The following is a 9617-nucleotide window of genomic DNA, read 5'->3' as shown; positions in this document are numbered from 1 at the left end:
CGCCTCCATGAACTCCTGCCCTGGCACTGGAAAGCCCACCAGCAGGTCCACAATACCATCGCCGCCTGAATACGCCCGCGTCTCTCGCCGGATGATTACGGTCAAACAGCGCCTGCGGTTGATGACCGTGTCCGACAAGCTGCTTGAGATCTACGGTAAGCATCCGACGAGGACCACAGGCATGCGTCAGGCCGCCTGTGTATGATTGGCGTGACGGGTATTTTTCCAGTTCCAGGGGAGCAGTTCGTGCAGGCGTGAGACGGGCTGGTCGTTGATCCGGGCGAGAACGTCGGCGAGCCAGGCCTGGGGATCGACGTCGTTGAGCTTTGCGGTGACGATGAGGGAATACATATCGGCCGCGCGCTGGCCGCCCCGATCGGAACCGGCGAACAGCCAGGCTTTTCTGCCAAGGGCGATGCCGCGTAGTGCGCGTTCAGCGGCATTGTTGGTCAGGCAGATCCGTCCGTCGGAGAGGAACCGGGTAAAACTCTCTGGCCTGCGCAGGATATAGGCCATGGCTGTGGCAACGGGGGTCTTCTTCAACAGGCGGGTGCAACTTTCGCGCATCCAGGCGAGGAGGCCATCGACCACGGGAGTAACGGAACCAGGCCGCGGGCGGTGATCGCCGAAACCATCGACATGATCGCCGTGCTGGCCGGTCGCGGCAGTGCGCGTCGTCTTGTCGAAATCGCTTCCGTCGAGGGTCTCGGCCCGAACGATGATTACATCCTCAAATCCGTCGGAGACGTGTCATGACGACCCTGTCCGTCCTGCGCCGTCGCGCGGCCGTAGCACTTGCGCCCATATCCACCCTTCTGCTTGCCGTCCCGGCCTACGCATCGGGATCAAGCATGCCATGGGAAACCCCGCTCAACGAGATCCTGGAATCCGTACAGGGACCGGTAGCCAAGATCATCTCGGTAATCATCATCACCGTGACTGGCCTGACGCTGGCTTTCGGAGAAACCTCGGGTGGTTTCCGCCGCCTGATCCAGATCGTGTTCGGACTGTCCATCGCCTTTGCCGCCAGTTCGTTCTTCCTGTCCTTCTTCTCGTTCTCGGGGGGAGCGCTGATCTGATGGAGGTGCCTGAAAACATCCCCGGCTATTTCGCCCCCGTTCATCGGTCGCTTGTCGAGCCGATCCTGCTCGGCGGCGCGCCACGCACGGTCGCTATCGTCAATGGCACGCTGGCGGCAGCCCTCGGGCTTGGCCTGCGGCTGTGGGTCGGCGGGGCTGTGCTCTGGCTGCTCGGTCAACCGGCTGGCCTTTCCCTACCGCTGGTCCACGCGCGCGATCTGCATGGACCGGACGGATGCGACAAAAGCGCTGGGGAAGATCCGCCGCCAGTGGTTCGCCAAGCGTAAATCCATCATGGCGATCCTCAAGGAGGTGATGACCAACGAGGCCTCGGTCCTGACGGATAGCGACGCCGCCAACAAGGCAGCCGATGCCGACGCGGCATTGCAGGAACTTGGCGCCGATCTGGTGGGGCAGGCTTATGTCACCGCAACGATTACCGTGTGGGACGAAGATGCGTCGGTGGCCGACGACCGGCTGCGTCAGGTCGAAAAAACCATTCAGGGGCGCGACTTCACCTGCATGCGCGAAGGGGTCAATGCGGTCGAGGCGTGGCTGGGCAGCCTGCCGGGGCATGTCTATGCCAATGTGCGCCAGCCCTGCCTCTCGACCCTGAACCTTGCGCATATGATCCCGTTTTCCGCCGTATGGGCAGGGCCGGAACGCGACGGCCATTTCCGCGCACCCCCGCTATTTTTTGCGAAGACCGAAGGGGCGACGCCATTCCGTTTCGCCCTTCATGTCGGTGATGTTGGGCACCTGCTGATCGTCGGACCGACGGGGTCTGGCAAATCGGTCCTGCTGGCCTTCATGGCGATGCAGTTTCGCCGCTACGGGAATGCCCAGATCTTTGCCTTCGATTTTGGTGGCTCCATCCGGGCGGCGGCCCTTGCGATGGGCGGGGATTGGCACGATCTGGGCGGCGGTCTCGCTGAAGACATGTCGGAACCGGTCGCCCTGCAACCCCTGCGCGATATTGACACGGCAGGCGAGCGGGCCTGGGCCGCGGAATGGGTCGTGGAGCTGCTTGGTCGCGAAGGCGTCACAATCACCCCCGATATCCGCGATCATGTCTGGTCGGCCCTGTCCCCGCGCACACATTATCCGTGAGTATCCCGGCCGGTGATCTAAACCAATCGCTTCTGGCCTTCAGTCAGCAAGCGCATCTTCAGATATTCTTCGAGACCAGCCAAGTGAAGGGACTGAAGGGAAACGCTGTTTCGGGTACGATGACAGAGAATCAGGCGCTTTCCCGTATTCTTGCTGGAACCGGCTATACATTTGCGCGATCTACGGGAAACCATATTTCCCTTGTTAAGGCGGCCGCCAATATCACACTCGGTCCCGTCAAGGTCGGCGGGCTAGTTAATACGCATGAGGCTGCAATCGGTCCCGGTGTCGGCTATGTAGCTACATATACTGAAGCCGGGACAAAAACGGATACTCCAATTACGGAAATCCCTAATTCGGTTTATGTTATCACCAAACAAGAAATCCTTGACCAACAAGCTCAGACGGTGAAGGAAGCACTACGTTATATGCCCGGAGTGTACGCTGAAAAGTTGGGGACCTCGCAGGTTGCTACTGCTGGAGGAAATGCCAACGGCACTGGCTCTGTCATGATGCGTGGATTTAACGCAATGCAATATGTTGACGGTATTATGTCTAATTCCGTTGCAGCGGGCGAAACGGCATTTGTCGAACGTGTCGAAGCACTCAACGGACCAGCTTCCGTTCTTTATGGCCAGGTTGGGCCAGGTGGGCTAATTGCCACGCGCTTAAAGCAACCAGAAGAAACACCTATACATAATGTAAGTGTTGGGTTTGGTAATTGGGGTCGTTACGAAGCTACTTTTGATGTGGGTGATAAGATAACTAAATCTGGCAATCTAAAATATAGAATAGCGGGAATAGGCGTAACGCAAGGCACCCAAACAGATTATCTAAATTATAAAAGAGTTGGTGTATTGCCATCTATAAAATGGGACATCGATGATAAAACGAGTCTCACTCTGGTTGGACAGTATATGTATACGCCATCGAGTGGACAAGATACGGGTTACCCAAGTATCGGGACGTTAGTTCGGGGCACCCATGGTTATCTTCCACGATCCCGCTATCTTGGAGACCCTGCATATAATACCAATGGTCAACGAGACGCGGCCTTCGAATATCAATTTCAACATAAATTTAATAGATTTTTAGAATTTCAGCAATCGTTTCGATATGAGGATTCATCTACGCATAATAATAACTTATATTTGTTTGGATCTCTTAAGAGCGACGGAACTATTAACCGCCGTGCGTGGGATCAACGGAGTAAATATTCCACGGTCGCAGTGGATAGTAGATTTGTAGAACACTTGAATACCGGTCTGGTGAAACAAACCCTTGTAGAGGGTATGGACTTTAGACGGATATCCATTGCCCAAAATCTTACTTACGATACGAGTGGAGCAGGAGCGATAAATGTATGGGATCCCATATATTACGTCACACATTTGAATTATAGTTTGTATGGACCAGATGATATAGAATTAGACAATACGAAAGAAACACAATATCAGAAAGGGATATATTTTCAGGACCAAATAAAATGGAAGCATTTATCGATTCTTCTTGGAGGAAGGCAGGATTGGTATAATTATAAAATGGGACTCACTACGGGTGACAATTATGAAACGGATGCGGGACATGGTGTTATTACTCAACCCTATCTCTATGAACGACAAAATCCATCTGCTTCAAAATTTACATGGCGGGCGGGCCTAACATATAATTTTGATTTTGGGTTAACTCCTTATTTTAGTTATGCAACATCATTTATACCGCAAACTGGTGCATTTCAGTATGATGGACAGGCAGCAAAACCTTTAAATGGCAAGCAGTTTGAAGCTGGCTTGAAATACTTGATCCCAAATACAAATATTTTCTTAACGGCAGCCGCATATCATATTAAAGAAAATCACTACCAGATCACAGATATGGAACATCCTGGTTACGAATCGGATGCTGGCACGGTTACTTCGAAAGGTGTTGAATTATCGGCTCATGCAAACGTTACAAAAGACCTGCGTTTATCCGCTTCTTATTCGTACAATGAAACTCGTGTTACGAAAAGTACTACAAGTGTAATACTTCGTGATATGGCTGGCAACAATCTTGGGACCGTTAGTGAAGAGGAGAAATACATTGCTGGACTCCCCCGCCATATGGTGAACATGTTTGCTGATTATACTCTTCCTAGGAAGATATTTCGTGGTTTAGGGGTAAACTTCGGCATTCGTTATATCGGATCTACATATGCGGATAATGCTAATAGCTACAAAGTTCCAGACTATTTACTTTTCGATGTTGGGGCTCATTACGATTTCGAAAACGCGTCACCAATGTTGAAAGGTTTGCGTGCTCAATTGGCAATTTCGAACCTTGCGAACACCCGGTATGTGACCTCGTGCAGTGCTGGGGTTGCCGGCGGCACATGTTATTATGGTCAAGCTCAGAGAATATATGGAAATTTCTCGTATAGTTGGTGAAATTTTACCATTCTAAACTGTAATGACTTTCCTTATTTAAAATCAATGCATTGCCCCGCGTTTCAATGCCAAAGTTGTGGGGCAGCGCTGCTACAAGTTCCGGAGGGGCACGCCAGCAAGAAGCATGCGCTGTTCCTATCTATCAAACGAAGAAGACCAGTAGCAGAGCACTTTCATCTGAACGTAGTATGCAGGTGATTGCGGCTTCCTGAATGTGTTGTGACAGCCCCAATCTCGCTTCCACCTTGCAACGACGGGCAACGCCGAAACGGAGCCCCTGATTCTCTATGCACTCAAAGCATTAGAAGCCGCACACGTGCCAGATTCGTGAGGTCACGCAATGCAATCTGCGTGAGGAGCCTCCTGCAAGATCCGTGTAATGTTCCATGCCAAATTCGTGGAGTAGGGGTGTGCAACATTCACGAAGCCAGGATGCAAGAAGCGTGGTGGGTGGCGACGCAAAAAACGTGAGGCGATCCTGCCAAGTTTATGGTGAGACCATGACACGATGCGCGAGGCTGCACGGTGCCCTTACGCACATGAGAGTTTCGACGGATTATCATCTCACGATCTTTTTTTGATTTCTGTTACTGAAAACATCCAGTTCGCTCGTCTTACACATAGAAGGCGGCGTTCGCTTACGGGATGGAGCTACGCCAACCGCTCGGGATCGCGCTGATCGGTGGCCTTCTCGTCAGTCAGGCCCAGACCATGTTCACTACGCCAGCCCTGTATTTGTTGGTGGGGCGATGCGCCTCTTTTTTCAGGAAAGCAGAAACATCATGAGATTTTCCGGTCATGCGATCAGGGCAGGGGACTGACGGATGGACTGCCTGCGGCGCCTGAAAGGGCGGGTTTATCGGGAATGATAAAATATATTCCGATATATCCTTACATAAGATATATCGGGAATTATATCGGTAATCATGAAACACAAAAACAGACACGCAGGCGGTCGTAACCGCCAGACTTTCTCCCCCGAGGGCATGGCCGGTTCCGGCGAACCCCGCCGCCATCACGGTCGCGGCGGGCATCATGGCGGTGGCCGCCGGGGCGGCCGTCACCGGCTGTTCGATTATGGTGAGATGCGGCTTCTGGTCCTCTCGCTGATCGCGGAAAAACCGACCTATGGCTACGAACTGATCCGCATGATCGAGGAAAAGTTCGGTGGCAGCTACGCCCCCAGCCCCGGCGTGATCTACCCCACGCTGACCTGGCTGGATGAAGCGGGCTATGCCCGGATTGTCGAGGCCGATGGCCGCAAGAACTACCACATCACGCCGGAAGGCGAGGCGTTCCTGGCCGCCAGCCGTGCGGCCCTTGAGGAAATCCTGGCCCGCGCCGCAACCGGTGCGGCAGAAGGCAGGGGTGACCGCAAGGACGTCCCGATGCCGGTCATGCGCGGCATGGAAAACCTGCGCACGGCACTCCGCCTGAGGCTACGCAACGGCGGTCTTGATAAAGACGCCGAGGAAAAGATCGCAGCCCTCCTGGACGATGCCGCCCGGGCGATCGGGCAGGTCTGAAAGCGCAATCTCCCCATCCGGCTGGCCAACAGGTCGTCCGGGCAGGAAAGATCCCATAATCCCGCCATGCATGGATCTGTTGTTTACGGACTGTCATGGCGTGGTTTGTGAGTGACCGGACAAAGGTTGCTCACGTTCCAGAATACGCGTTCCGATATCTGGAACATTAACCGGAATATTACCGGTCCATGAAGAAGTATAAACTCTGGACCAGATATTCCCGATATTATTTTTCACATCGTTCGACCTCACATGTCCGCTGATGCACGACGATGGATCAAAGGTCGAATCAAAGGATATATCATGAAGCGTTCAATTCTGTTTGCCCTCGCTCTTGGCGTCTCCCTTCCGCTGGCTGCCCAGGCCCAGTCACCCGACCAGAACCAGGGCAGCGGGCAGGGCGAACATCGTGGCCATGGCCATCACGGTGGCAGGCATGGCGGTCACGGCAACCATGGGGGCCAGGGTGGCGATCACCAGAATGGTGGTGACCAGAACGGCGGTCCCGGTGGCCAGCGTGATGATCGCGGTGGTGGAAACCGCGGCGACCAGAACAATGGCCCCGGCGAGCGTGGCAACCGTGATGGCGACAGCCAGAACGGCAACTGGGGTGAACACGGCGGTGGTCGTGGTAGCGATCGCAATGGCGGTGGCTGGAACCAGAACAGCAGCAGTTCCAACTGATTCCGTCCCTCCAGCGGAAGGCCCGGCATATTGCCGGGCCTTTTTTGTTTTGGAAAAGATACCTCTTAACTGGATGATGAGTCGCTCCGGGTAAACGAGTCCTTCTGACCGCAATGGTTGTTTCCGGGAGCCATGTATGAACTCTCGTGGCCTATGAATGGAGACATCGCCTGTTCTCATGTTCGGCCGGGATACTTGCCATAGTGGACGGATAGAAGAAAATCTTCGATGGCACTTTTTTGATGTAATACTCGCTTTCACGTTCAAGGTTGATATACTCGATTCGGGATCATCGTTCCCGATAGATCCTGAATTCTCGAAAATTTTTTCTGTCTAATTTCTTATGTAAAATCAAAAGCATAGTATTTTGACGGCACTGACGACGGGGTTGATCTGTTTGGCAGCCAGATTTCCTATTTCAATCAACGAGTTACGTTGATTTTAATAAATGAGTGGGAATGAGTAAACGTTATTTATATTAAATAAATCGTCTATATTATAAATCTGGCCTGTTTTTTATTATCCTTCAGTATTCATGTTTGTCTGAACATGAGTCCTGAAGGATTTTTTATGGCCGGGTGCGAATGCCATATCGGAGCCAATAAAGAGTTCTGATTGTTTGTTATGGAAATATATTTTCTATTTTTTTATTATGCTAAATAATGATTCTGAATATTCATTTTTAGATCAGCACACAGAACATACCCATATTTCCCCCAAACCTGTTGGTTGCTGCCCGCAACAATCGAAAGATATGAAACGGGCAGTAAATATCATGTTGTTCAGGGGAAAAGAGCATGGCCATTCAGCCATCATCGGCAAACAGAAGCCCGTTTGATAAATGGAAGGATGGCATTGATGCTGCCGGGCGTTCCCCAGCCCAGTGGAATGCATGGGACAGTGAAATCCGCCGAACAGTTGATGAATATAACCGGCATTTATCCAGTACACTTGGCTATCATCCGCTGGACTGGCGATGGATCAAGGTGATTATCTGGGTAGAGACGGGCGCACACAGCCCCGCATGGACCCGTCAGCCCATGCAGATCGGTAATCCGGGTGATCCGGGACTGACTTCGCTGTTGTCAGGAAAGGAGGGTGGTGACCGCATTGTGCCACCTGCGTGGAAAGGACGCCTGACAGTTGGGTCCGCCCGTTCCAATCCAGCCGATAACATTCGTACCGGGGTCGGATATCTGCTTATGAGGATGGCAAACTTCAGGATGGATACGGTTGTCGATCCTGATTCGAGGATTGAGAAAGTTACGGTCACGACGTTGAATAACAATCTGTGGAATATTGCAAAGAATACAGGTACGACAGTTAAAAACCTGCAAAGCCTGAATCCCAGCATTACGCCAGCCCAGCTTAAGCCAAGAATGGAACTGAAATATCAGAAAGCATCTGAACAGCGGGTGATTTTTGGATGGAAAATCATTTCTACGTCTTTGATATATCGTTTATATAATGCTAATGGAACTTCTGAATACATAAGGAAATTAAATTATGTTATGCGGTTTACTGGCCCGTAATAAAACATATACCTATAAAAAAATATCCCTTGGATTACTCTTTGTTGTTTGCATACCTCTGGTAGCTAGAGCAGATGACCATCCTGTAACACCCAGTGCACGAGAGTTGGGTGAAGGATGCAGTGAGTTTTCGATGGCAGGGATGCATGAGTGCCTGCTGAAGAAACGCGATGAAAGTCAGAATGCACTAGCACAGGCCGAAGCGCATGTGATTGCTGTGTTGTCATCCCGATGGGATGTGGAAGATCAGTTCATTGTATTGGCTAAAAAAAATTTTGTTAGATCCAATAGCGAATTTGTAAAGTATCGTGAAGAACAATGTGGCTTTATAAAGTCCTTAGGCGCTAGTGCAATTGGGAACGCATTGGAAACGAGGGAATATGCATGCCTTGCCGAACTGAATTATAGACGAGCAGCACAGCTTCAGGATGCTGTTTCTGACTTGCCGCTTAAATAGGTCTATTTTTGAATGGAGATCAGACATTTTTTTTCATTATTTACTGTTGATATCGATAAGCAGGTCAAAATTTGCCTTACGGAGCGAGCAGGATGACTTGTTATTCTGGATCATGATAGTAGGGAAGGACAGTTTTGGGAGGTGGTCGATGTATCGGGAGCGGGGATCGAGTCTCAAATAGCTTACTTATTATCCCGATAGTCCTTGAAATCTCGAAAATTTTTTCTCTCTAATTTCTATTGGAAAATCATAAGTGTAGCATTTGGCCGGTAATGGTAGCGGGGTTGTATCGCTTGAAAGGAAAAATTCCTATTTTAATCAATGCGTTGTATTAAATTTGAATGATTGAGTGGAAGTGAAGGAGCATTATTATTCTATAAATAAATCATCTATATTATAAATCTGTTCTTTTTTATTATCATTCAGGATTCGTACCCGTTTGAGCTTGCGTCTTGGAGGATTTTTTTTATAGCCGGGTGTGATCGCTATATCCGCGCTAATAAAGAGTTTTTATACTCTGTTCTGCCAAATAATGGTCCTGAATATCTGTTTCAAAATCAGCACACAGAATATACCCATATTTCTCCCAAACCCACTGATTGCTACCCGCATCAATCGAAAAATATGAACTGGTCAGAGAATATTGTGTCGTGCAGGGGAAAAGAGCATGGCCATTCTTCCATTTATCAAACGGAAGCCCGTTTGATAAGAGACTGTTTCGTAATTAGTAACTTCTAAGAACGATCTGAGAAGCCCATACGTATCAACGCTGTATGGGCTGTGCGGGATTAATCCCGCACAGC

The 9617-nt window shown here is 50.6% G+C and carries 7 protein-coding genes and 4 pseudogenes; 10 read left to right on the top strand and 1 reads right to left on the bottom strand.

Features of this window, described 5'->3' with window-relative positions:
• Nucleotides 1-186: 186 nt before the first annotated feature.
• Nucleotides 187-594 (bottom strand): annotated as a pseudogene (locus CFR76_RS16700) (IS66 family transposase); the annotation flags it as partial.
• Nucleotides 595-603: 9 nt separating this feature from the next.
• Here CFR76_RS16700 and CFR76_RS16695 point away from each other — a divergent pair.
• From CFR76_RS16695 to CFR76_RS16655, 10 genes and pseudogenes are all read left to right on the top strand, one after another.
• Nucleotides 604-756, top strand: a pseudogene (locus tag CFR76_RS16695) (P-type conjugative transfer ATPase TrbB); the annotation flags it as partial.
• Nucleotides 753-1079 (top strand): TrbC/VirB2 family protein, encoded by a 327-nt coding sequence (locus tag CFR76_RS16690; RefSeq protein WP_110557913.1) that lies wholly within the window; start codon nucleotides 753-755, stop codon nucleotides 1077-1079. The pseudogene CFR76_RS16695 and the gene CFR76_RS16690, both read left to right, overlap by 4 nt.
• Nucleotides 1079-1255: pseudogene (locus CFR76_RS18580) on the top strand (VirB3 family type IV secretion system protein); the annotation flags it as partial. The gene CFR76_RS16690 and the pseudogene CFR76_RS18580, both read left to right, overlap by 1 nt.
• Nucleotides 1254-2186, top strand: a pseudogene (locus CFR76_RS16680) (VirB4 family type IV secretion/conjugal transfer ATPase); the annotation flags it as partial. The pseudogenes CFR76_RS18580 and CFR76_RS16680, both read left to right, overlap by 2 nt.
• A complete protein-coding gene (locus CFR76_RS16675) occupies nucleotides 2186-4615 on the top strand; it encodes a TonB-dependent siderophore receptor (RefSeq protein ID WP_244191995.1) in 2430 nt (809 codons plus the stop codon). The pseudogene CFR76_RS16680 and the gene CFR76_RS16675, both read left to right, overlap by 1 nt.
• A 645-nt stretch (nucleotides 4616-5260) precedes the next feature.
• Nucleotides 5261-5401 (top strand): efflux RND transporter permease subunit, encoded by a 141-nt coding sequence (locus CFR76_RS16670; protein WP_244191994.1) that lies wholly within the window; start codon nucleotides 5261-5263, stop codon nucleotides 5399-5401.
• Nucleotides 5402-5541: 140 nt separating this feature from the next.
• Complete coding sequence (locus tag CFR76_RS16665; RefSeq protein WP_208624030.1) at nucleotides 5542-6141, top strand: PadR family transcriptional regulator; 600 nt, start codon at nucleotides 5542-5544, stop codon at nucleotides 6139-6141.
• A gap of 303 nt (nucleotides 6142-6444) precedes the next feature.
• Nucleotides 6445-6825: a hypothetical protein gene (locus CFR76_RS18305; protein ID WP_208624029.1), complete on the top strand. Its 381-nt coding sequence runs from the start codon at nucleotides 6445-6447 to the stop codon at nucleotides 6823-6825.
• Nucleotides 6826-7622: 797 nt separating this feature from the next.
• Nucleotides 7623-8357: a LysM peptidoglycan-binding domain-containing protein gene (locus tag CFR76_RS16660; RefSeq protein ID WP_110557910.1), complete on the top strand. Its 735-nt coding sequence runs from the start codon at nucleotides 7623-7625 to the stop codon at nucleotides 8355-8357.
• Nucleotides 8332-8814: a lysozyme inhibitor LprI family protein gene (locus CFR76_RS16655; protein WP_244191993.1), complete on the top strand. Its 483-nt coding sequence runs from the start codon at nucleotides 8332-8334 to the stop codon at nucleotides 8812-8814. The genes CFR76_RS16660 and CFR76_RS16655 overlap by 26 nt, the downstream gene beginning before the upstream one ends.
• The last annotated feature ends 803 nt before the right edge of the window (nucleotides 8815-9617 follow it).

Source organism: Komagataeibacter swingsii (assembly GCF_003207895.1).
In the GTDB taxonomy this organism is placed as follows: Bacteria; Pseudomonadota; Alphaproteobacteria; order Acetobacterales; family Acetobacteraceae; genus Komagataeibacter; species Komagataeibacter swingsii.
This window is presented reverse-complemented; position numbering and strand designations above follow the sequence as displayed.

What these genes read in the sequence shown, in the direction of transcription:
- CFR76_RS18305 (WP_208624029.1), top strand. Translation starts at nt 6,445, where the DNA reads ATGAAGCGTTCAATTCTGTTTGCCCTCGCTCTTGGCGTCTCCCTTCCG.
- CFR76_RS16670 (WP_244191994.1), top strand. Translation starts at nt 5,261, where the DNA reads ATGGAGCTACGCCAACCGCTCGGGATCGCGCTGATCGGTGGCCTTCTC.
- CFR76_RS16660 (WP_110557910.1), top strand. Translation starts at nt 7,623, where the DNA reads ATGGCCATTCAGCCATCATCGGCAAACAGAAGCCCGTTTGATAAATGG.
- CFR76_RS16690 (WP_110557913.1), top strand. Translation starts at nt 753, where the DNA reads ATGACGACCCTGTCCGTCCTGCGCCGTCGCGCGGCCGTAGCACTTGCG.
- CFR76_RS16655 (WP_244191993.1), top strand. Translation starts at nt 8,332, where the DNA reads ATGTTATGCGGTTTACTGGCCCGTAATAAAACATATACCTATAAAAAA.
- CFR76_RS16665 (WP_208624030.1), top strand. Translation starts at nt 5,542, where the DNA reads ATGAAACACAAAAACAGACACGCAGGCGGTCGTAACCGCCAGACTTTC.